We start from the raw sequence: 23,948 nt of genomic DNA on the forward strand, positions 1-23,948 counted from the left end.
GATTTAATCTTGTTGTAGTTTATTAAATAAGGTTATCTTTCACTACAATGATTTCCAAATCTAAAAACCTCTTAAACTTAACATACTTTCTTTTTGTTTAGTTGTCAAACAAAATGCTAGGTACGTACTTTCCATATTTTGTATTGAAATGAATCCCATATCATATCTATGTATATTCTTTTCCTTTCCTAAGTATGACTTTAGATGCCAGCAACCTCATAAAGTGGAACTTCAATTAGTGGGGGTCTTACAGCCGGTTAACCTGCGAAAAATTATGAAAAGAACGCATTCCTGTATAAGCGAACGCGTTCTTTTATTATAGAAAATTCAATTTCATTTAATGTAAAATAATAACGACCACCAAATCTACATTAATTTGATGGTCGTATAAAAACTATTTATTTCAATCTTTGTTCAAGCTGACTCATGATTTCACCGGCTTTTTGCCAGTCTCCGTCAGATAATGCTTTTTGATATTGATTGAATAGATCAGACACTTCGCCAAGTACTTCATCCGCATTTAGAATTGGATCCGTATCCGGCTGTCCCTGTTGCCCTTCCTCTGTAGCTCCTTCGTCTGTTCCCTCAGCTGTATCTTCAGCACCTGGAACTTCCTCTGGTTTAATTCCCTTTTCTACACGATCTAAAATTTTCTCTAATGCTTCATCAAACGTCGCTTCCATTGCAATATGATCACCATATGCGACAACGACTTGTTTTACTTCAGGAAGAGAAGTCTCGTTAGAAGATTCGATGTAGATTGGTTCGACATAAAGAATCGTATCCTCTAACGGTAACGCGAATAAGTTTCCGCGAATTACTGATGATCCACCTTGTGACCATAAGTTTAACTCCTGAGAGATGACACTATCTTGGTTTATTCGGTTTTCAATTTGTTGTGGTCCATAAACGTTTTCTTGTTTAGGGAACTTGTAAACAATTTTTTCACCGTAGTGCTCGCCATCATTTCGAACCCCCATCCAAGCAATCATATTTTGCCTGTTTCTTGGAGTATAAGGTACCATAAGGATGAATTCTTCCTCATCATATTCAGGGAGTTTCATTGTCGTATAGTAAGGTTCCATTTCGATATCTTCATTATAATATTTTTCAGTTGGAAACTGCCAATAATCTTCTCTATTATAGAATAGTTCAAGATTTGTCATATGATAGGTTCCATACATCGCAGATTCAATCTTAAATAGTTGCTCGGGATAACGGAAATGACTGCGTACATCTTCAGGTATTTCTGTAGTGAACAAGTTCGGGAACATATTTTGATAAGTCCGTACCAGTGGTTCCTCCGGATCGATGATATAAAAGTTTGTTTCTCCTGTGTAAGCATCTACTACAACTTTAACAGGGTTTTTAATGTAATTGTTTCTTCCATCAAAGTTCTCTGCATATGGATATCCTTCTTCTGTTAGATAGGCATCTAACATCCATGCAAGACTTCCATCATCACGTACGAAAACATATGGATCACTGTCATACTCGAAAAACGGAGCAATACGTTCTACACGTTCCATAATGTTACGTGTTTGTAGCAATTTACTATCACTATTAATTTGGCCAGATACAAGAATACGGATAGATCCTTCATCAATAGCAAATAGTAAACGATTTAGACCAGTTAATGGGATTCCCGCCTCTTCTTCATAGCGAGTGGATACATTCTCTTCACCGGCTGGATAATCGAATTCGTCTACTTCTGTATCGACTATAACACTCTTATAATCTTCTTCACCAAAATAAATTTGCGGTCTTTCAATATCTAACTCACCTTGAGGTGGTAAATTTCTAACTAAATACTGTGGTTGACCTTGAGAAGTTACATCATTCACTTGACTCATCGTAATCCCATAACCATGCGTATAACGTAGGTTTTGGTTCACCCAAGTTTGTGCTTGCTCTGGTAAATCAGCCGTATTCAATTCCCTAGCCCCGATGAATACTTGCTGATACTTTCCATCAATCTCATAACGGTCAATATCGACATCATTAAATTGGTAATACGTACGGAATGTTTGTAGTTGATTATAGACATCTAAAAGTGGTCTTGAATCATTAATTCTTACATTATCAATTGTAAGTTGGTTTCGCTCAATTAAATCTTTGCTTAATGATTCCACATTACCTGGGTGTTCTTTTTCTTCCATTCCTTCTAAGTCGTATGCCGCTCTAGTAAAATTCAGATTATGTTCCAAGTACGGCGCCTCTCTAGTAAACTCATTTGGAGAAACAACAAATTGCTGAACGACAAATGATGCAGCTTGCCCCAATAGAATGATTCCAAAATAGATAGCTATTGGCAAAATAACTTTTTGGATTCTTCCTTTACTTAAAGTAATAATAATCCAAATAGCAGCAATAACGGAAAATGCCGCAAGAATGTAAGAGACTGGAATATTAATCAAACGATCAGTAAAGCTAAGACCGTGTACAACACTATGCTGAAATAAATTGACTCGATTTGTTAGTAGCGTATCAAACGGTTCTAACAGATGAGTTAGTGCCAACAGCACCCCTACAATTAATACCGTTACAGATAAATGTGTCTGGGCAGATTTATTCATACGATAAATATGAAAAACTGAATAAGCACCGATTTCAACTATTAATACAAACATACTTAAACTTAATAACAGATTAACTACAAATTTCATGAATGGTAGGACGTACATATAAAATGAAATATCACGATTAAAGAATGGATCCGTCTCACCGAATGGTACAAAATTCATTATTTTAAGCGCTGGTTCCCAACCAAGTCCTTGTACCGTTGTACTTCCAATTAAGCCAACAAATAACGCACCTGCAAGAATAATTAAGTTTAATGTTTTCCCACTTTGTAAAAATGGTGGGAGCTGATGAACGGAAAAATGTGAAAAATAAGTTCGTCTTATCCAAAATAGGGTAATATAGGTAATAATTGCGAACAATACAAATCCTATAGCTCCAAGCATAACCTTAATACTTAATATAGTGGTAAACACAGAAGCGAAATCTAACGAATCCATCCATATGTATTCGGTAACCCAATTTAACCCAAGTCCAACAATAATGAGCAGCACAACTAAAAACCCGATAAAAATACCCGAGCGACTACCGAGTCTTTTCATCTTTTTTAACTGTTTTACATTTGGACCTCTTGGACCGTCTGTTCCTCCCGTAAAAGCCATCTCATACCTCCTAAGAAAAAAATGATAACTACTTATATCGTAACAGATATAGTATGTATTGTCGCTTAATTTGGAAGATTTTCGAAGTTGTTTTTTTAATAGATTGTACGTTAACTCGTTTCCCACTTTTTTATAGCTTTTTCCTTCTTGAGTGAATCCTCTATATATAAAATCTCCTGGATATAGTTTCTTATGGTTGGCTCAACGTACTTAATCCGTATCAAATCTTTTTCAAATTGTTCAATTCCATAAAAATAAATGAGATCTATTTTTTCATTACTATTCATCATAAATTTAATCATTTCCTGTAAAGCTGGGCGTTTTAAATTACTTGCGGGATAGCCAATGTCTGAAAACTTCTTAATGATTTGGATGTTGAACGTATTATTATATTCGTTCATCATCCACTCCTGCCTTGTAAATTGCTCATTAGGTTCCAACGGCCTTATCATGTAAAGAATAGCTTTTTTCAACGTTATCCATTCCTTTACCCTTAATCTAGTAATATCACATTTAATCACTAGTATGGACAAGAAAAATATTTTTAGACCATTAAGAGTGACAGTCGAATTAAGATGTAAAATAGATTAATATAATGTGAATGTTGATCAAGATGCGGACTAATAAGGAATGAATTTTGTCCATTGGTTTACATGAAATTTGATTGACCGATTATCATTCGGTGCCTTTTTATTCTCTAAATCTATATGGAATAGTCAATGGTCTTTAAGGGTATAGTGGGAAAATGTAGACGAATTCTTATTAGAGGGGAATTTTACTATGATTCAGATTTTGGCTGTAACTTCTGAAAATAAAAGAATTTTAGAAAGGGATTTAGATAACTTCGATTCCCATAAATATAAATGGTGGTGGATTGATTTTAATATGCCCTCTAAAGAGGAAATTGATAAATTAAAATCTGTACTTAATTTCCATCCACTTGCTATAGAAGATTGTATCCATGGCCAACAACGTTCCAAAATGGACTATTATGATGATTTTTCATTAGTCATCACCCATGCAGTTGGTGAAACGAAATTCAATCAACATGAAATTGACTTCTTTCTTGGTGAACACTTTATTGTAACCTTTCACTTATCTGATTTGGAAGAAGTTAATTTTGTCTGGAATAACTTAATTAAACAAGAAAAGCTTGATAATTGGGATGAATTCCGTATCTTTTACGAAATATTCGATAAGGTGGTAGATAACTTCTTCCCGATTATTTACCAATTAGAAGAAGAAATTAATGATGTGGAAGAAAATCCTCATAAACTGGGAATGGATATTTTATTAGATCGATTATTTGATTTAAGGCATGAACTCCTCAAATTACGGCATACAATTAATCCAATTCGTGATTTGCTATATCGTATATTAAATTCTCATCATCTTGAAGGTATTAAGAGTAGGAGAGAATACTTTATGGACATTTATGACCATTTACTCAAGCTCTCTGAAATGGTGGATTCAAATCGAGACGTTACGAACGATATTCGCGATAATTTTATTTCTATTAACTCCTATCAACAAAATCAAGTAATCCAAATCTTGACTGTCATCACTTCTATTTTTGCACCATTAACCTTTATCGCAGGAATTTATGGAATGAATTTTATAAATATGCCGGAACTTGAATGGAATTACGGCTATTTTATCGTTATCGGGGTAATGATAGCTTTAACCATTTTGATGATATTATGGTTTAGAAAAAAAGGGTGGTTTTAGGGAAAGATACAGGGAAAAAGTTTGAAGTGAGTAAATGTAATAAAAAAACGACTACAAATCGTTATGCAATTTGTAGTCGTTTTGCGATTTTTTAATGATTGCAATTGATAATCACAACATCCATTATAATATACGAATGTTACGTTGGAATAAACATCCTTTTTGAGGCAGTTACTGTAAATTAAAGAAAACATGTCCACCTAACATTTCTTCATAGCGAAGTTGTGCCTTTTCTCCAGATTTCACTAAACCGGATATATAACCTTCTTTTTCATTTCCTACGTACATTTCAAAGCTAAAATCAGGCTCTGTTGTTCCATATACATCCCCACTATAAATATCTCCACTTCCACTTACCATTTCAAAATTCATAATTCCATCTATATGAAAGGATAAGTCTTCTGTTTCAGATTCATTAAAATTCACTTTGGTTTTTGCTAATACCCATTCATATCCTTCTGGAGCTTTTTCATTAAATTCATTCATAGATACTAACTTTTGATAAGCTTCATCCCCACGAAGAACCTCTGTTACCGTTAAATCAAACTTAATTGCGTAAGCATTACCCTCATCATCATATAACTCATCGCTCACAGTTGCGGTTTTCTGCAAAGGTACAGGATTTGTTCTGGAACCAAGTTTAGATTGTGTCTCCTCTTCTAGTTCTTCAGGTTGAGCCGTTTCTTTTTGCTGTGTAGTTTCACCTTGCTGCTCCCCTTCCTCCTTCACTTCGATATCCTTCGTACCTTGTCCACATGCCACAAGAAAAACGACCGTTAATAATCCAAATACAAACAATTTGAAACCTTTTTTCAATTTGCTTCCTCCTTTTTAAAAAACACCAATCTTTCAATTTACTTTACTCTGCTGTTTCTTCAGTTTCTTCAGTTTCCTCCATTTCCTCTAAAGCATCAGGATAAACGACTTCAGAGAACACTTCTTGAGTTGCTTCATCTTTCACTGATATAGTTACCTGATAATTTTCCGGATTCGCACCGTTAAATAGTTGATACATCGAACCTTGTATACCTAGCCCAAATACAGCAAATCCGTCAAAACTATTTTCAAAGGATTCCTTATCCACAACCAATGTAAACTCTGAAAATGAATCATTATATGTAATCTCTTTTATGGATACATAATCTCCGCTATTTTTCATGTCTTCAATTGTTTTCGTGATAGAAGTTCCCATTTCACTTATCATTTTTTTGTGTTCGGATTTAGACATTTTATAAGTAAGTGAACCATCTTCATTTTTAGTGACTTCCTTTACTCCCTCTTCTTCAGCTTCAGCAATAACCTCTTCTATATCTTGTCCTTCAAAAAATGCTGCCGGTAAAGTTACTTCTACATTTAAAAGGCCTTTGTCAACATTAACTCCTTTTTCTTCCGTCTCGTCTTGCTTTTGTTCTATTGTTTTATTACTCTCATTAGTGTTATCTGCTGATCCATCTGATGAACATGCAGCAAGAAAAGTAATCAATAGTACAAGTAGCATGTAGGTTAATTTTTTCATAAATAGTCCTCCTATATTTTTAATCAAATAATTCAATAACCCGTTACTATTATACTATTTTACATGTATCCCTAAGTTTTTCCATATATTTGTTTTGGTAATAAAAGACCACATTCTTACGTAAATTCATAGAGGCTGGGACATAACTAAAGTGTTTAACCCTAAAGATGAACAATTCGACAATTCGCTATCTAAGCGCAGGAAATATACGTAGACCCCTTGAAATTCGCATTTTCTTCGTGCGAATGTATCGCTGACGTAGCTTTCCTTGTCCTGCGGGAGGAAAGGCCTAGGTGAGACACAGCAGTGCGATAGCGCAAGGAGGCTCACCAGCCACCCGCGGCAAGGTAGACACTGCGAGGTTTTTTTCGAGCAGGTGTCGCCCCTGTACTGAAGTGAAAGCGAAGTATATTTCCGGAGCCATTATTCGCTCAATCATGTCGGTTTTCAAGTGGTTAAAATACTTTTGTCCCAGCCCCTATGAAATATTTAATACTAAAACGTTAAAAACGTTTCTGTTTCTTTCTGGAAGAATCCGCCTTTTTCCTTCCAGTTTCCCTATTTGTTGTCCCTTGGCCTTCTACTTCTGGTGAACCTAAACCGTGTGTTAAAGGATTAACTTTCTTTTTCGACATAATAATCACCTCCATTGTTAGTGTTCCTTATAATTATTTTGTTATGTTACCAGTAAAAAACTTCCCATATAAAAAAGACAATCCACTTTTTTGGATCGTCTTGATAAAGAAGACTTGGTTCAGGTGGAGTTAACTCCACCTGAATCTTAGTCGCCCTTATTTCGAAGCTTGGCGGCACTTATCTCCCGCCTGTAGAGGAGGGAGTTTTAGTAACGCCGCGTAGATAAAATAATAATTGTATTAGACAGGCTTTAACCAGTTACTTTTCATTAGCCTTTTCAACAACGCGATACTTATGATGTGCCACTACTGTATTAGAATAACCATGATTTATTTCCTCTAATACCTTGAGGCTTGTTGAAGACAAATCAACGATGATACTATTTTCCGCATTAGAAGGTAATGTAATTCCTTCCAAAATAATATTATGTCGTAAAAACTGAACGATATCCCCAGGACTTGCTTTTTCTTTATCCCCCTGAAATACTTCTATCTTTCTCCTTTTTACTTTCTCCACATCATTCACCCTTTTTCCCTTTGTATTTTTTACCAAATCATCCCTTTGCAATAATGCCCTTTAATTGTTTTGTCTTTTACTCGCTTAATATTTTAACTGCACCTAAGTTTTCAATTTAAATTTCACACTAATGGGTACTATCATCCTATGAGAAAAACAGAACTTATATTCTTTTATTTCCACACGTATGGTGTTTGTTGGTATACATAGTAATTTAACCAATTAGAGAAAAGCAAATGACTATGTGACCTCCAAGTATGTAGTGGTCGTTCATTAACGTCATCGTTTGGAAAATAGTTGACAGGAATATCTATATCTTGTCCGCGTTCCAAGTCACGGTGATATTCGTCTAATAGCGTTGTTGCGTCATATTCCAAATGTCCCGTTATCATAATGTTTTTTGCATCTTTTGACATAATGATAAATGGTGCATCTTCCTCCGATTTCGAAAGTAAAAATAAATCCGGATGTGATTGTATCGCTACTTTCAAATTGCCTGTATGTCGAGAATGCGGAGCCTGAAATACTTCATCAAACCCTCTCACTAATTTTACAGTAGGATCTGCTATCGTATGTTCAAATATCCCGAAACATTTCTTAGGCAATTGATATTTCTCAATTCCGTAATGATAGTACAATGATGCCTGTGCTCCCCAACAAATATTCAATGTAGATGTAACATTTTCCTTTGCCCAATCCATAATTTGAGTTAGTTCATTCCAGTAGTTCACTTCTTCAAATTCCAGATGCTCAATTGGGGCACCGGTTATAATTAATCCGTCATATCGATTATTTTTTACCTTTTCAAATGTTGTATAAAAGGAATCCAAGTGATAACTACTCACATGTGTAGAGCGATGAGTCGCTGTCCTTAAAAAACTAATATTCACCTGTAAGGGCGTATTACCTAATAGTCGGAGTAACTGTAATTCTGTTTTTTCCTTTTCAGGCATTAAATTTAAAATTAATATATTAAGTGGTCGGATATCTTGCGTAAGCGCTCTATCCTCATCCATAACAAATATTTTTTCTTGGTTTAATAGTTCGCGGGCTGGCAATTCTTTTGGTATATTAATCGGCAACGAACATTTCTCCCTTCCCAAAGTTATCTGAATGTTATATACCATTATAAATTTAAAGTAGCTCCATGTCACCCTTCGAAAACTAAACATTTTTGTCGAAAAATATTTTCACATGTATTTAATAACAACAAATAAAAGTAAAGATGAAAAGTGCTAGCCAAATATTTACATCTCCTAAAACCTTTATCCCCTTTAGAAAACCTGAATATGCACTTTAGGAAAATAAATAGGAAAAACAATAGGTATTCGTAAATAAAGTGAACACTAGTAAATAAAACTTCTTCCATATATTTCTGAAAAATATTTTATTTATTTATGTATATTTATATATAAGGTTGTGATATACTAATATTAACTTATTGATGTTCGTGTGCAATATTTGAAAACTTGGCCTTCGCCAGGTGAAGGTCTTAGTTGCACTTATGCAGGAAGAAAGTTTATACTTTCCTTCTGCCAAGCACTAGTAATAACTTCTCTAAAGTAGTTATGGTCTTGGTTATCTAGAACAGAAATTAGTAATAAACGTGCCGTGAGCACATGGAGGAATTTTCTTATGAACAAAGGTTCAGTAAAATGGTTTAACGCAGAAAAAGGTTTTGGATTCATCGAAGTTGAAGGCGGAGACGACGTATTCGTACACTTCTCAGCAATCCAAGGCGAAGGTTTCAAAACTTTAGAAGAAGGTCAAGAAGTTTCTTTCGATATCGAAGAAGGTAACCGTGGACCACAAGCAGCTAACGTTGTAAAACTTTAAGTTGCCACCTGAAAGCTCTTCTCAATATTGAGAAGAGCTTTTTTTATTGTATAGAAGGTTATAAAGAATAACTAATAGTTAATAATTTTACAGTGAAATTAGCCACGTCCTACTCCAGAAATAAGGCAGCATAAGACTTCCTTCCTGCTTTTTTGCTCTTTTGTTCGACATTTACTTCTGTTCATATTATATTTTTAGTAACCAGCCATTCAGAGGAGGGTGAAAAATTGATAGAAATATATACGGACGGAGCATCTAGCGGGAATCCTGGACCTAGTGGGGCAGGAATTTATATAAAAGCAAATAAAAAGCAATTTGAATATGCAATACCGTTAGGGAATTTATCGAATCACGAGGCCGAGTTTTTTGCTGTTATAAAAGCTTTGGAAATCTGTAAGGATGAATATTCTGGTGAAATTTTATCCTTTCGGTCGGATTCCCAAATTGTTGTGAATGCCATTGACCGTGACTATACAAAAAACAAAACATTTCTACCCCTATTAGAAAAAGTTAGAGAATTATCCACTCATTTTCCTTATGTTTTTATTAAATGGATACCAGAAAAACAGAATGGAAATGCTGATAGGTTAGCTAGAAAAGCGATTCAGGATCAGAAGTAGGATGTTTCTTCTTTGACTATTTTTTTCTGTTAAGAATTACATCTCATCTTAATAAGGTTGGTTAAATTCTTTAAGGCAAAATTGGCAAAGATATAGATTCACCTAAACTACATGGCCATGCATATGAACGAAAATATTATTAAAAATTGTAAGAAAGAAAATATGTGGAAGTTTTTTCTTCTATATTTTAAGAATTTATGGGCAGCTCCTATATTTGGATACTGCCTATTAATCCTTAAAATCAATTATAGAGCGACTATCCTTATTGAATAATCACTCCTTTTTTATATTTTACAATCAAAATATCAATCTCTATCTCTTGCTCTCTGTGTATCTCTAATATTTTTTTGAACCGTAATAGCGGCAAATATGCTGAGAACAAATGCCATTCCGTAAAATCCCTTCTCACTTAAAACCATACTTCCTGCATTGAAGAGTCCAATACCAATTAATGCAATCGAGATAATGAGTGCCAACCAACTAATACCATAGTAAATAGTAGTAACTGGTATTCCCTCATCTTTATCCCTTACTGCTTTTTGTAAGGATACCGCTGCATAAAGTCCGAACACTAAAACTGCGAAGTAATAACCCTTTTCATTCAGTTGCATTGCCTCAGCATTGAATAAGCCAATTAGATAAGCTGCAACACCTATTAACAGTGCTGCCCAAGACGCTCCTTTGAACGCAGAGGTCGGTTCCCCTTCTCTTCTTTCCTCCTTTATCTTTGAAACGTTTTCTTTATTTAATAATTCTTCATTTTCCCTTTCCATTAAATAGCCACCTCCATTTTTTATATTTAATAAATGGTCGTTCTCATTCCACATTTTAATTAAACATCCAATATGCAAATATGGAATAGAATCGGAACACTACCTATACATTTTCGTGCTCCACCTAAAACCATTATATAGAAAATCAATACAAATATAAGATAATTTTATATTTAATTTTTATTATCCTTAATGCTTTAAACCAATTTTCTATTATAAAGTGCGCTTTTTCTTCCCATCCAAATACGAAAAGCCTGATAACTCACGTTTATCAGGCTTCTACAATGTTATGTTATTCTATTATTCATGCATTAAAAATTTAATTAATTATTGATTTCCATTTTTAACCCATTCTGCAATAGTAATAGTACGTTTAGCTTGATGTTTCACAGCCGCTTCCACATCTTCCACCATTTTACCATCTTGGTCTACTGTTACACTCGTTCCATATGGATTTCCACCTGCTCCAAATAGTACCGGATCTGTATACCCAGGAGTCGCGATAATCGCTCCCCAGTGCATCATGGAAGTGTATAGAGATAATAATGTTGCTTCTTGACCACCGTGTGGGTTTTGTGCCGAGGTCATTGCACTTACCACTTTATTTACTGTCTTACCAGTTGCCCAAAGTCCACCTTGAAGATCAAGGAACTGTTTCATTTGGGATGCCATATTTCCGAATCGTGTAGGTACACTAAAGATGATGGCATCTGCCCATTCCAAATCATCGGAAGTTGCTACTGGAACATCTTTTGTAGCATCTACTGTTGCTTTCCAACCTTCATTTGCTTCAACTACTGAATCCGGAGCTAACTCTTGAACTTTTAATAAGCGAACTTCCGCACCTGCTGCTTCTGCTCCTTCTTTTGCCCATTTAGACATTTGATAGTTTGTTCCACCCATTGAATAAAAAACTACTGCTAATTTAACATTTGACATATTTTCATTCTCCTTTGTTTTTCTAAATAATTTATCTAATCCAAACCCATACATCTCTTTTATTAAAAATTCCTATAAGAACCTCCTCCATTGAAATGTGTTCACAATGCTTTACTGTCCCATTATTCCCGATAGACAGAAATAATATATATCAAACTCATATTTCTAAGTTTTGTAATATTTGAGATGGATTTATATTGATTTTCAATGCTTATTTCTTTAATTAATAAATTACGAACATGAGATAATTGATAAAAAAATTAGACACCTTTAGCATAGTATCCTAATTTTTTTAATTGTTGGATCATGGTCTCTTTTTCATTGACATCTAAACCTGCTAGAATTTGTTGAATTGTAGTTTTATGTTTAGGAAAGATTTCATCCATTAAATCCTTACCATCTGGTGTTAATCCCGCATAGGTGATTCGACGATCTGTTGGACAAGGATTTCTCTTTATTAATCCTTTCTTCTCCAACTTATCTACTACATACGTAGTACTACTACTTGCAATTAATACCTTTTCACCAATTTTTTGTATTGGTTGATCACCTTTGTTGTATATTAATTCAAGGACAGCAAATTCAGTTGGGTTTAATCCTAAACATCTTATATCCTCTTCAACACGATTTTTGATTGAATCTAAAGTTCGATTTAAAACAACGAATAACTTTAGAGATAGATCTTCTTGTTGAAGGTTGTTCTGATCCTTCATGAGTAGTCATCTCCTACATATATCTCTAATTCGAAATAATTATATAATTAGTAACTTTGGTTTGTCAACTATGGTAAGACTATCGTACTCGGTATTACTTTATCCTACTTCACCAGCGTATTTCCTATCTTAATGATTTTATTTTTTATCTTTCTCCCATTCATAAGGTATCTTCGTCCAATTATAGAAAAGCATAAGCAGGAACATTATAAAGCAAACACCCATATTATCTAACCAATTAACTTTTTTATCAGTGATTAACTGCCAAACAGTATAAACTACGAAATAGACCAACGGATATCTGATGCTTTTTCTAATCATATTGGCATCTCCTACCTAATACATTATAATTCTGTAAAAATAATAAGCAGTCCGACTCAAATTGAATTGAACTGCTTAGATGTTCTTTATTTAAAATACAATCGTTTTATTCTCATGGACAATAATACGATCTTCCAAATGCCATTTTACCGCACTTGCTAATACACTTCGTTCAATCGATTGCCCAATTTTCTTCATATCGCTTGCATTATCACGATGATTGACTCGACCAATATTTTGCTCAATGATAGGCCCTTCGTCCAGATCACCTGTTACATAATGAGAAGTGGCACCAATCATCTTTACCCCTCGAGCATATGCACGTTCGTACGGTTTAGCACCAATAAATGCCGGTAAGAAGGAATGATGAATATTGATAATTTGGTTTTTAAAATCCTTCACAAAATCATCTGTTAGAATTTGCATGTAGCGAGCTAGAACGATTAAATCTACATTATACTCTTTTAATAATTGCTTCTGTTTTTCTTCTACCTCTTGTCGAATGTCTTTATTCGCAGGAATGTGGTAAAAAGGAATTCCAAGGGATTCCACCATTTCACGACATGTATCATGGTTACTAATTACTAACGAGATATTAGCCATTAAATCCCCACTTTGGTATTCCCATAATAATTCTAGTAAGCAATGTGGTTCCTTCGATACGAATATCGCCATATTCTTCAATTGACGGACATACATAATTCTCCAGTCCATATGAAATTTATCCGCAATTGGTTGAAAATCTTCTTCCAGTTTTTTTGCATTTTCCAAAAGGTTAGGACATTCAAATTCAATTCGCATGAAAAATTGCCCACCCTCTGGATCCATTGTATATTGATCGGATTCAATAATATTCGCTCCATGTTTAAATAAAAATTCCGAAACAGCGGAAACGATACCGGGCTGATCGGGACATTTAATTAAAAAGCGAGCTTTATTTTCATTTTTTTCTGTAAATCCTATAATTCTATCTTGCATATAACTATTCATACTAAATACCTCATCATTTTCCGAATACTCGATAGCGTTAGAAAACTTGTCATTCGCTCGCGATTAAGCTGGCGAATGGCTTAGTTATACTTATGAAGGAAAAAAGCTTTATACTTTCCTACTTAAAAAAACGCTTTCTACTACTACTTTAAGAAATTCTCGTTCTCCAGTCAAGACGCTGCTCTTTATATTTGTTATAATATTTATTAAATTGTTGTCAGTGATGGGAGTGCTAGAAGTGGATCCATTAGATATCATGATGAATTTAGACCATGTTATTCCATATTATCAACCTATTGTAAGTGCAGATACTCGTAAAGTAATTGGCTATGAACTAAAAGCTTATTACTTAACGGAGGAAGGTGAACAACAACGTTTAGATTGGTTTTTCAAAGATACTTCTATCCCAAATGATTTCCGATTAGAAGTGACTACTTGCATCCAACAAAAAGCACTAGATTATTATATAGAAACTGACAAAACTGTCCTTCTATTTTTAGGTTATGATGCACAACTACTCTATGAGGACGATGGTGAGACGATACTTTCACTCTTACAATCCTACGAAAGGAAAGGGCTTGATCTAAGGAACATTGTTCTGGAATTAAAGGAAAAACAAATAACAGAAGAAATATATTCTCTTAACTCATTATTTAAGTATATAAAAACATTAGGAATCCAAATCGCTTTTGATGATGTTGGAAAAACGAGTGGAAATTTGGATAAACTTACTTATATCGAACCAAATATAATTAAAATTGATGTCAGCTTTTTAAAGGACGATGCATTACCACATTTATATAACGATGTTCATTATTCCATCTCCATGTTAGCACATAAAATGGGAGCTACTTTACTTTTTAAAGGGATCACTACGTATAATCAATTTAATTATGCGTGGAGAAATGGTGGTAGATATTATCAAGGCCGTTACTTGGCAAATTCAAATCCACAATTTGTAGACATTGATACGTATAAGGATATAATAGAAAAAGATTTTCAGCTATTTGTTAAATATGAAAAGAAAAAAGTGAAAGCTCAATTACAACTTTCCAAAAACATTCAGCAATTATTCAAGCAAACCTTGCAGGATATAAATCCAAATGCGCCACATGATGAAATTATTTTTACCATTGGAAATTCTTGTAATCCTTTCGCTTTCCGTGTATATATTTGTAGTGATGAAGGAATCCAATTATCTTCTAACGCTGAAAAAAATCATGAAGGTGATTGGGAGTTAAATCCAGAAGGTAGACAGAAAAACTGGAGTTGGCGTCCTTACTTTTTTGAAAGTATTGCACGAATGAATGTAGAGAAAAAAGGAATCCTTTCCAACTTGTACACAGACATTAAACGAAATGAACAAATTCGGACCTATTCTTATCCGCTCTCCGAAAATAAATATATTTTTATAGATATACCGTATGATTATTTATTTGAACAAGAAGGGCTGTTGTAAGCACAAAGGCGTAAGCGCCCGTTTAGTGACGTATAGACTGCGCTTGGCCATGCCAGGTGGTCCGATGTTGCCGCGCAAAGCGGCGGTTTTAATCGGACATTCCTCTACCGTAGGAGATAAAGGAAACATGCCCCTTCATAGGGGTATGTCGACGTTGGCCGCAAAGGCCGGTTTTAGTCGACCTTCCTTAAGTTTGAGCGGATGTTGACTTTCACCGCAAGGGTATAAGTGCGACTAAGCCTCTGGTTTCACCAATCGGCAAGTCTCCTTTATCGTACGGAGGTGAAGGAAGTCTACTAGTCACTGGGCGCTGGAGCCGGACGAATCCTTTTCTCTTACTATATGTGAAAGGAGTTTATGGGATGGAGATAGAACGTTCAAAAAAACAGAACAATAAGGTGTATTCATTTTTACTAATTAGCGGAATCTTTTTAATCGCTTTCAATTTAAGACCTGCAATTACCTCTGTTGGACCCATTATCGGTTCTATTCAAGCAGATGTTGGATTATCAAGCTCTAGCGCTGGGTTATTAACTAGCTTACCAGTCATCGCATTTGCCATCATGTCACCGTTAGCACCAAGTCTAGCAAATCGACTATCTAATGAATGGGCAATGTTAATTGGATTACTCATGTTATTTATCGGAATTAGCATCCGTTCCAATTCTATCGTTTTCCTTCTTTTTTCAGGAACTTTGTTAGTAGGACTAGGAATAGCGATATTAAATGTATTACTACCCAGTTTTATAAAAGATAAGTTCCCTTATAAAATAGGATTAATGACTAGTTTATATACAACAGCTATGGGAATAATTGCTGCAGCTGCTTCTGGCCTAAGCGTTCCGATCGCGGATGGATTAGAACTTGGTTGGAAAGTAGCATTATTTATATGGGGAATACCTACGTTTCTTGCACTATTTGTGATTTTCTATTTGGCACGAAAGGGAAATACCGACCAGCATATGGAAAGAAAGTTTATCCGTACGAATAAAAAAATGTGGAAATCTCCCCTAGCTTGGCAAGTTGCTATTTTTATGGGTACTCAGTCTTTTTTATTTTACTCAACAATCTCATGGTTACCTACCATTTTAAATGATCAAGGAATTAGCATGGCTACAGCGGGGTGGATGTTATCTTTCACACAGTTTATTGGACTTCCTGCAAGTTTTCTCGTTCCAGTTATTGCTGAAAAGTTTCGCAATCAACAAGGAGTTGTTATTGCTTTAATTATTAGTTCGTTTCTTGGTTATGGTGGACTTTTATTAGGTACGACAACTACAATGATGGTTATTAGTTGTATTTTTATTGGATTTACGTTGGCTGGGGCCTTCTCACTAGCATTAACCTTAATCGGGCTCCGAGCTAGAACAGCATTAGAAGCAGCGGAATTGTCTGGAATGGCTCAAACACTTGGTTATCTACTTGCCGCGACGGGACCATTTTTAATCGGTTTTCTTCATGATATTTCTGATGGATGGACACTACCTTCAATTGTCATATTAATAGACGCTGTGATTGTTCTTATATTTGGACTTGGTGCTGGCCGCGATAAATATGTATAATTTTTTAATTGAAAGGAATCATCAGTTGATTCCTTTTTTATTATCTCTTTTTTAGATTCTTCTCTCACAGCCAGTGTAACATCTTAAACTATAATTCTACTTTTCAACCAATTTTTATACTAGATTCTCCTATGAAATTCTATTATTTTTAGAAAAAAATGGTATAATAGATTTAATATTGACAAGTTTAGTAGGAGGAAAGTGAACATTGGCGAATAAAAAAGTAATCATGTCGGTTACAGCAGGTGCAGCAATTGCATCGGCTTTGGTCGGAGCAGATCAAGTTGAAGCAGCATCATATAAGGTACAAAGCGGAGATTCACTTTGGAGTATTGCCCAAAAGCACAATACAACCGTAACGAATTTGAAAAAGATAAATAACTTAAACTCGGATTTGATTCATCCAAATCAAGTACTAGAAACAGGTTCAACCAGTACTGCAGCCAAGGAAAACACATCGAAAAAACAAGAAAAGCAAAATAACACATCTAATACATACACAGTTAAAGCTGGTGACACATTAAGTGGAATTGCGTCAAAACATAACATATCCCTTACCAACTTAATGAAGTGGAATGGATTAGATACTACTCTTATATTCCCTGGAAATGTGCTAACTGTAAGTAAACAAGCTTCTAATCAGTCGGTACAAGACACGAAAACAAGTGAGAAAAAAGAAACATCAGTCAGTTCTTCTACTGTTTATTCCGTTGTAGCTGGAGACTCGCTTTCTAAGATTGGCGCGAAATATAATGTTTCTGTTGCAAATTTAAAGAAATGGAATAATCTAAGTTCTGATTTAATCTATGTTGGTCAAAAATTAAACATAGCAGGTAAATCTAGTAACAGTAATTCTTCAAGTAGTACATCATCGACAAGTAAACAAGAAGTAAAAAACTCTACTGTATATACGGTTAAATCAGGAGATACTTTATCTAAAATTGGAAAGGCGCACGGAGTTAGTGTAGCCAATCTTAAGAAGTGGAATAGCTTATCATCTGATATGATTTACATTGGACAAAAATTAAGTATTGGTGCCACGAAAGAGAAGCCAACTGTTTCCACACAAAGTACGAATACAAGCTCTTCTGCAAAAGCAGATGTAGACTATGATGTTAGCAAACTAATTAGTGTTGGAAAAAGCTTAATTGGCATTCCTTACAAATGGGGCGGTACTACTACTAGTGGTTTTGACTGTAGTGGGTTCATTTATTACGTATACAATCAAGCTGGTAAAAAAATAAATCGTCTTTCAACGGATGGTTATTTCGAACGATCTTATTACGTAAATAACCCACAAGTTGGGGATCTAGTCTTTTTTGCTGGAACGTATCGTTCAGGTATTTCTCACATGGGAATCTACCTTGGTGATAATAAATTTCTTCAAGCTGGCACAAGTTCCGGTGTATCTATTGTTAGTTTAGATAATCCATACTGGAGTAAACATTTCGATAGCTTTAAACGTTTTTATTAAAAAAAGTGCAAGAACTGAAGTTTTCGAAAAACATAGTTTTATACTATTTGAATATTAAAAAGGCTGTCGGGAGGTCGACAGCCTTTTTTTATTTAATGAGGAGACAACAGTATGGTACTGCCGTCTTTTACACTTATGACTGGGGGCTTATGAGAGGATAAAAGGGGTAACTATCTAGGAACACTCTCAAACGCGGGTGAAGTTCGATTAAGGTAAACTAATAGGTACTTTTTATTGCATATTAATAACAACTAATTCAATAAGAATCAGCTAGTTAAATCCCTTTTTTCAAGGATTTATTAGATGGATAAGTATGATATGAAAATATTTAAGAATTATATTTATCAAACAGGTTCCTAGAAATAGTTAGATATAAGGTTAGGAAAGTAAAATGCTAAAAATATTATGACTGGAACTGTTCTAAGAAGACCAAGAATAAAGTGTTAAAGAGGAGTAAACGGTGGATTATTGGTAGAAAACTTTTATTCAGAGGTTTGACGGTTACAACAAGGTAACGTCATGATACTGAAATATTGTCCATTTACTCAACACAGTACTATACTGGCATTCAGGCAAATGAGGCAATACACTGTCCATTTCGTCAATTTTTTAATATACATCAGTAAAACATAGATCCATCTACTTATAATTAAGTTATTCCTCCTTCTTTTTACCTACTATCTTTATTATATTAAATAAAAGAAAATTGTCAATTGAATTCTAAAAATTAATTACTTTTATTATTTTTTTAACCTTTTCTCGACATATTGAATATTATTAATAGAAATTTGTCTATTTATCTGATAACGAAATTTCCTATTAACTATGTAATAGCAAAATAAAATAGAGAAAAGTACCCATGATCATATAAAAAAATAGCATATCAATGCCGATATGCTAAATCATTTGTTTATAGATTTTCTCCATCAAAAGTAACTACAAAAATAATTCGTTCTTTTCTATTGTTCCTTCACGAAGATTTGTTTTTCCTTTTCTTTCTCCGTGTGTTGCTTCCCTTTATAATTCACTATCATAATACCTACCGCGACTAGAGCTAGTGCGGCAACTGTATAAAAGTTTAGGTGTTCACCTGGTATGAAGATACTTGATAGGATTGCTCCTGACACTGGCACAATAAACTTGTACATACTGATTTCTCCAGCATTATTATATTTTAATATCGAATACCATAATGCGAAAGCGACGGATGAGAGCAATGCGGAGTAGATAAATAATCCCCAACCGAACGGAGTAAATACCATTGCCCCCTCACTTAGATTCGGAACCCCAACAAGGAGTAGAAATACCGCACCTAATGAAAGTTGCCAACCTGTAATAGCGAAAGGATGGATGCCTGTTGCAAGTTCTTTTGCCATTATGGTAGCAATAGCACTAGTAAGTCCAGACAAAATCATATACCCTTCGCCTGTGAAAGTAAAACTAAACTCAAATGCCTGTCCCCAGTTTGCAACTATAATTCCAAGAAAACCAGCTAGTAAACCAAACGCCTTTTTCCAGTTCATCCGATCATTTACGTAGAAAAAATGCGCAAGAATCACAGTTAAAAATGTCCCACTAGAATTTAAAATTGCCCCTTGCATCCCAGTTACTTTCGCAAGACCGTTATAAAAGAAAAAGTATTGTAATGCCGTCTGTATAATACCTAAAATCATTAATATGAAAAATTGTCTACGTGTAACGATGATACTTTTCGGCTTCATAAATAATAGAAATGCTAAAACAATCAGTCCCGCAAGTAAAAATCGCATTCCAGCAAATACTATTTTAGAAATCACATCATCCGGCGCCATCTGAAATTCTTCATAACTAACTTTTAGTACCGGAAACGCACTCCCCCATAAAATCGAACAAAAGATTGCTATACCAATAACAGCCCATCTATTTTGAAAAATACCTCTCATGATGTCATCTCCTAAGTCAAATATATCAATTATAGGACAAGAATAATCTTCTGGCAACTAAACCAAAGTTAATTACCTTGGCATATTCTCTCATCCATCTCCATAGAATTTATTAACAAAATGCTTACTATTATTTTTTGGGGACAAAGGATTTGTTTTTCAAAGGGGGCGCTTACGTTGGACGAACTAATCACAAAGGAAATGTTAGAAAGATATTATGAATTAAATCAGGTAAGGAAAAAAATCGAAGTAGAAATAAACCAATTAAAGAAGATTTTCCATACATATTTTGATAAAGAGTTTGGGGAAAATGAAAAAGGCGAGTTAGTCAGAGAACAGTTCAAACTACAAAGACAGGTTCGGAAAACGGAAAAATGGGTGGAGAAGGATACAGTGGAGAGACTAGAAGAATTAAAAATGAATGATTTAATTCAAATAATAAAAAAACCAGATAGTGAAAAAATTCATGCCGCTATTGAATTGGGTTTGATTAAAAGAAGTGATATAGAAGGATGTTTTACAAATAGTTATACGAAAGCAATCACGGTAAAAGAAGTTTTATAAAAGCTGCTTTGAAATAATGGAAGCAAGTGAAATTTCATTCCTATGAAATTCGCCGAATCCCCTTTCAGTCTCATACCGGGTTTTAGCAGTTATTAGTCCAAAAGTTTATCTTCCATTTATAATATTTACTCGGAGCATGCTGAATTAGACTACGGTTAAATGCTCATTCTAAAAATTGTGCAATTCTAGTTTATATGCGATTAAAGTAAAGAAGAGGATTCCGTCATCCTCTTCTTTACTCTATCCTATTAATCTACCAATTGTTTCACTCTATTAGAGGATCCGAATAATTGCATTTTTTCTTTTACCACTTCAGTTATAGCATCCATCGCAGGTATTAGGATAGATTGTGGGTTATATAGCTCTTTGTCATTTGTAAGTATTTGGCGTACCGTATCTGCCCATGCTACATTACATTCGGTATTTACGTTAATTTTAGCATGTCCTAATTCAATACATTTTTTAATTTGATAATCTGGAATACCAGAACCACCGTGCAGTACTAATGGAACATCCGTTAGCTCTGAGATTTCTCTCATCTCATCAAAACCTAGTTTAGGCTCTCCTTGATATGGACCATGTACAGACCCAAGTGCTGCAGCTAAAGCGTCTACTTTTGCTTCTTTCACTAAACGCTCGCATTCTAGTGGACTAGCATACTCTACCCCACCAGTCACACCATCTTCTGTTCCACCTACAGAACCTACTTCAGCTTCAACCGAAACACCTTTTTTACTTGCATATGCAACAACTTCACTTGTCATGACGATATTTTGCTCAATCGAATATTTAGAGCCATCAAACATAACAGAACTATATCCAGCATCGATTGCTTCTTTACATCTTTCCACACTTAAACCATGATCTAGATGCATCACAACTGGTACCGTAATATTCATTTCTTTCATCATCTTTTCAACAGTTGAAGCAACCAAGCGAAAACCACCTAAATAATCCACGATTCTATCTGAGGAAGCGATGATAACGGGTGATTTTTCTTCTTCTGCTGCTTTTAAAATAGCCTGAACCCATTGAAAATTATTCATATTAAATTGACCAATAGCATATTTATTTTTTGCTTCAATAAGAAGCTCTTTCATAGAAACAAACATTTATATCACTTCTCTCATTTACTAGATATTATTGATTAATTGGTTCCTCTATTTCATAGTGTTTAGAAATTACATCTACCATCGTTTCTTTCGAGGATTTAATCACTTCTTCGGGATTCATTTTATAATATTCCGGTCTAAACAGTTCGATGGAACAAACCTCGCCATGGAATCCAATTTCTTTTAGGGTAGAAAAAATTCCATCTAAATCAATTACACCATGCCCTGGCCAGCAACGATCTTCATCTCGTACAATCCCAATTGGATAATCATCAGCATCATCGATGTGTAGAAGGAAGATTTTTGAGCCATCCGCCTGTTTTAAATCTACTAATCTGGAACCCATACCATGGAAGTGGAAGCAATCTAGTACTAATCCAACATTGTCACGATTTACTTCCTGTACAATTTCATAACCTTGTTTAAACGTATTTACGGTAGCTTGTGGATGACCGATGAATTCAAAGGCTACTTTTATACCATATGGACGTGCTAAATCAGAGAACTCCCTTAACAGTTCAACACAACTATCCTTTATGTCTTTATGAAGGAATTTTTCTTCCGTAATGTTAGGAACCGCCACAATATACTGTGCACCTAATTTTTTCCCAATTTCGAGCCATTCTTTAAATGTTTGAATAATTTGTTCTTCGTCTTCTTTAGAACGATTGTTAAAAAACTCTAGTGCATTTAGTGAAAGTAATTTTAAATGATTTGTACGGAAAAACTCCGCTAAATCATCAAGGGTATGTTTTTCTAAATAAGCAGGTAACTTCCACATTTGGATTTCAACATAGTCAAATCCATGCTTTTCACAAAATTCCAAATCCTGTTCTAACGTTGCATTTTCTTTCGTTGTTGCAACATTGTAGGCTAATTTCATCTTCTCCACCTCTTCCTTATATTTCTAAATCCTAATTTGCATAATTTATTAGAAAACTACGTGCTTACTTATTAGGTAGGCGAATGCCTTTTATTAGTATTTCGATAGTTGAGGATTCTTGTAGATGTTCGGAACTTTCATTGTACATGTTTGGAAACCCAGATTTATAAATAAATCCCAGTGGAGTCATGATTTAAAACGATAACAACACCGGGAAAATGTAATGAAAAACGCCAAAAAGATGAATTTGTGATTAGTTAGTTACAACATTTTTTCGAAGTAATTTTTCATCAATATATTTTCTTGCCTTAAGTGCATATTCTAGCGGATGGGCTTTAGCCGGATCTTGTTCAGCTTCTATCACAATCCATCCTTTGTAATCGTTCTCAATCAAAAATTGATAAATTTTCGTAAAATCAATAATACCATCCCCTGGTACGGTGAACATTCCTTCCAAAAAAGAACCTAAGAAAGATTTACCATCTTCTTTACATTGTTTCATTATATTTTCTCTAACATCTTTAAAATGGACGTGCTTAATACGATCCATATATTTAGTCAATAGTGTCATATAATCACCATCTGAAACAAAAATATGACCAGCATCATATAATAGATGGACATGGTTAGGATCCGTATTCTCCATTAAACGATCTACTTCTTCTAATGTTTGTACTCCAGTTCCCATGTGATGATGATATACTAGTTTTAGGTTATATTGTTCGGCAATTTTTCCTAGTTCATTTAAACCTTCACATAATAGATCCCATTCTTTATCTGTAAAATATGGTTTATTAGCAAAAACATCTGTATCTCTTAGTCCTTGAACGCTATGTGTTTGTTCAGAAACAACTGCTGCATCCGCGTTCACTTTTTGCAAGTAATCACAGTGCTCATGAAATGCTTTTGATGCTTCTTCAATACCATCGCGAATAATATAACTAGAGAACCATTTACTTGCTATTTTAAGGTTACGTAAGCGAACTTCTTTGTTTAAAACATCAGGTTCAGGGAAAAAACCACCAACTTCTGTTCCTTCAAATCCACTAATTACAATATCCCCTAATAAATGCCCTAAAGTATTATCTTTACCAATTTCGGGAATATCATCGTTTCTCCAACCAATAGGTGCTATTCCCCAATGTATCTTGTTAGTCATCGTTCTTCGCCTCTTTACGTTAGATTTCTTAGCTAGTATAAAG

Annotated in this window: 22 protein-coding genes; 7 read left to right on the forward strand and 15 right to left on the reverse strand. The window is 34.5% G+C overall.

Annotation, left to right across the window (positions count from 1 at the left end; all coding sequences use genetic code 11):
- Window positions 1-398 precede the first annotated feature (398 nt).
- Both A9178_RS06120 and A9178_RS06125 read right to left on the reverse strand, forming a co-directional pair.
- The gene (locus tag A9178_RS06120) at window positions 399-3,182 is read right to left on the reverse strand and encodes a UPF0182 family membrane protein (protein WP_068673373.1); all 2,784 of its coding nucleotides are present in this window, start codon (window positions 3,180-3,182) and stop codon (window positions 399-401) included.
- 110 nt (window positions 3,183-3,292) lie between these two features.
- Window positions 3,293-3,655, reverse strand: a complete 363-nt coding sequence (locus tag A9178_RS06125) for a recombinase family protein (protein WP_068673375.1) — start codon at window positions 3,653-3,655, stop codon at window positions 3,293-3,295.
- A 307-nt stretch (window positions 3,656-3,962) separates the two neighbouring features.
- On the opposite strand from A9178_RS06125, the gene corA reads away from it, so the two are divergent.
- A complete protein-coding gene (gene corA / locus A9178_RS06130; RefSeq protein WP_068673377.1) occupies window positions 3,963-4,910 on the forward strand; it encodes a magnesium/cobalt transporter CorA in 948 nt (315 codons plus the stop codon).
- Window positions 4,911-5,081: 171 nt separating this feature from the next.
- Here the strand turns inward: corA and A9178_RS06135 are convergent, their stop codons facing one another.
- The 5 genes from A9178_RS06135 to metA all read right to left on the reverse strand — a co-directional run bounded on the left by A9178_RS06135 (window position 5,082) and on the right by metA (window position 8,660).
- Window positions 5,082-5,726: a hypothetical protein gene (locus tag A9178_RS06135; RefSeq protein WP_068673379.1), complete on the reverse strand. Its 645-nt coding sequence runs from the start codon at window positions 5,724-5,726 to the stop codon at window positions 5,082-5,084.
- Window positions 5,727-5,769: 43 nt separating this feature from the next.
- Window positions 5,770-6,426, reverse strand: a complete 657-nt coding sequence (locus A9178_RS06140) for a hypothetical protein (RefSeq protein ID WP_068673381.1) — start codon at window positions 6,424-6,426, stop codon at window positions 5,770-5,772.
- 503 nt (window positions 6,427-6,929) lie between these two features.
- Complete coding sequence (locus tag A9178_RS18585; RefSeq protein WP_082918109.1) at window positions 6,930-7,061, reverse strand: YuzL family protein; 132 nt, start codon at window positions 7,059-7,061, stop codon at window positions 6,930-6,932.
- A 259-nt stretch (window positions 7,062-7,320) separates the two neighbouring features.
- Complete coding sequence (locus tag A9178_RS06145; protein ID WP_197482158.1) at window positions 7,321-7,614, reverse strand: DUF2187 family protein; 294 nt, start codon at window positions 7,612-7,614, stop codon at window positions 7,321-7,323.
- Window positions 7,615-7,751: 137 nt separating this feature from the next.
- Complete coding sequence (gene metA / locus A9178_RS06150; protein WP_068673383.1) at window positions 7,752-8,660, reverse strand: homoserine O-acetyltransferase MetA; 909 nt, start codon at window positions 8,658-8,660, stop codon at window positions 7,752-7,754.
- A 553-nt stretch (window positions 8,661-9,213) separates the two neighbouring features.
- Here metA and cspD point away from each other — a divergent pair.
- On the forward strand, window positions 9,214-9,414 hold the full coding sequence (gene cspD / locus A9178_RS06155; protein WP_068673386.1) for a cold-shock protein CspD: 201 nt from the start codon (window positions 9,214-9,216) through the stop codon (window positions 9,412-9,414).
- 227 nt (window positions 9,415-9,641) lie between these two features.
- The gene (locus tag A9178_RS06160) at window positions 9,642-10,034 is read left to right on the forward strand and encodes a ribonuclease HI family protein (protein WP_068673388.1); all 393 of its coding nucleotides are present in this window, start codon (window positions 9,642-9,644) and stop codon (window positions 10,032-10,034) included.
- A gap of 305 nt (window positions 10,035-10,339) precedes the next feature.
- Here A9178_RS06160 and yiaA read toward each other — a convergent pair whose 3' ends face one another.
- The 4 genes from yiaA to purU form a co-directional block, all read right to left on the reverse strand.
- Window positions 10,340-10,807 carry an inner membrane protein YiaA gene (yiaA, locus tag A9178_RS06165; RefSeq protein WP_068673643.1) on the reverse strand — a complete coding sequence of 156 codons (468 nt, stop codon included), beginning with the start codon at window positions 10,805-10,807 and terminating at the stop codon, window positions 10,340-10,342.
- Window positions 10,808-11,134: 327 nt separating this feature from the next.
- Window positions 11,135-11,746, reverse strand: coding sequence for an NAD(P)H:quinone oxidoreductase type IV (gene wrbA, locus A9178_RS06170; protein ID WP_068673645.1), 612 nt, complete (start codon window positions 11,744-11,746; stop codon window positions 11,135-11,137).
- Between the two features lie 260 nt (window positions 11,747-12,006).
- Window positions 12,007-12,459 carry a MarR family winged helix-turn-helix transcriptional regulator gene (locus A9178_RS06175; protein WP_068673390.1) on the reverse strand — a complete coding sequence of 151 codons (453 nt, stop codon included), beginning with the start codon at window positions 12,457-12,459 and terminating at the stop codon, window positions 12,007-12,009.
- 411 nt (window positions 12,460-12,870) lie between these two features.
- Window positions 12,871-13,770, reverse strand: coding sequence for a formyltetrahydrofolate deformylase (gene purU, locus A9178_RS06185; RefSeq protein WP_068673394.1), 900 nt, complete (start codon window positions 13,768-13,770; stop codon window positions 12,871-12,873).
- A 238-nt stretch (window positions 13,771-14,008) separates the two neighbouring features.
- On the opposite strand from purU, the gene A9178_RS06190 reads away from it, so the two are divergent.
- From A9178_RS06190 to A9178_RS06200, 3 genes are all read left to right on the forward strand, one after another.
- The gene (locus tag A9178_RS06190; protein ID WP_068673396.1) at window positions 14,009-15,229 is read left to right on the forward strand and encodes an EAL domain-containing protein; all 1,221 of its coding nucleotides are present in this window, start codon (window positions 14,009-14,011) and stop codon (window positions 15,227-15,229) included.
- Between the two features lie 362 nt (window positions 15,230-15,591).
- Window positions 15,592-16,791, forward strand: coding sequence for a CynX/NimT family MFS transporter (locus tag A9178_RS06195; protein WP_068673398.1), 1,200 nt, complete (start codon window positions 15,592-15,594; stop codon window positions 16,789-16,791).
- Between the two features lie 208 nt (window positions 16,792-16,999).
- Window positions 17,000-18,265, forward strand: a complete 1,266-nt coding sequence (locus A9178_RS06200) for a C40 family peptidase (protein WP_231889797.1) — start codon at window positions 17,000-17,002, stop codon at window positions 18,263-18,265.
- Window positions 18,266-19,224: 959 nt separating this feature from the next.
- On the opposite strand, the gene A9178_RS06205 is transcribed toward A9178_RS06200, so the two are convergent.
- A complete protein-coding gene (locus A9178_RS06205; RefSeq protein WP_068673400.1) occupies window positions 19,225-20,187 on the reverse strand; it encodes a DMT family transporter in 963 nt (320 codons plus the stop codon).
- A gap of 177 nt (window positions 20,188-20,364) precedes the next feature.
- On the opposite strand from A9178_RS06205, the gene A9178_RS06210 reads away from it, so the two are divergent.
- Window positions 20,365-20,751, forward strand: a complete 387-nt coding sequence (locus A9178_RS06210; protein WP_231889798.1) for a hypothetical protein — start codon at window positions 20,365-20,367, stop codon at window positions 20,749-20,751.
- Window positions 20,752-20,999: 248 nt separating this feature from the next.
- Here the strand turns inward: A9178_RS06210 and fba are convergent, their stop codons facing one another.
- The 3 genes from fba to iolE all read right to left on the reverse strand — a co-directional run bounded on the left by fba (window position 21,000) and on the right by iolE (window position 23,905).
- Window positions 21,000-21,863, reverse strand: coding sequence for a class II fructose-1,6-bisphosphate aldolase (fba, locus tag A9178_RS06215; RefSeq protein WP_068673403.1), 864 nt, complete (start codon window positions 21,861-21,863; stop codon window positions 21,000-21,002).
- 28 nt (window positions 21,864-21,891) lie between these two features.
- Window positions 21,892-22,746 carry a sugar phosphate isomerase/epimerase family protein gene (locus A9178_RS06220; protein ID WP_068673405.1) on the reverse strand — a complete coding sequence of 285 codons (855 nt, stop codon included), beginning with the start codon at window positions 22,744-22,746 and terminating at the stop codon, window positions 21,892-21,894.
- Between the two features lie 253 nt (window positions 22,747-22,999).
- Complete coding sequence (iolE, locus tag A9178_RS06225; RefSeq protein WP_068673407.1) at window positions 23,000-23,905, reverse strand: myo-inosose-2 dehydratase; 906 nt, start codon at window positions 23,903-23,905, stop codon at window positions 23,000-23,002.
- Between the last annotated feature and the right edge of the window lie 43 nt (window positions 23,906-23,948).

Source organism: Oceanobacillus sp. Castelsardo (assembly GCF_001659985.1).
Taxonomy (GTDB): Bacteria; Bacillota; Bacilli; order Bacillales; family Amphibacillaceae; genus Oceanobacillus.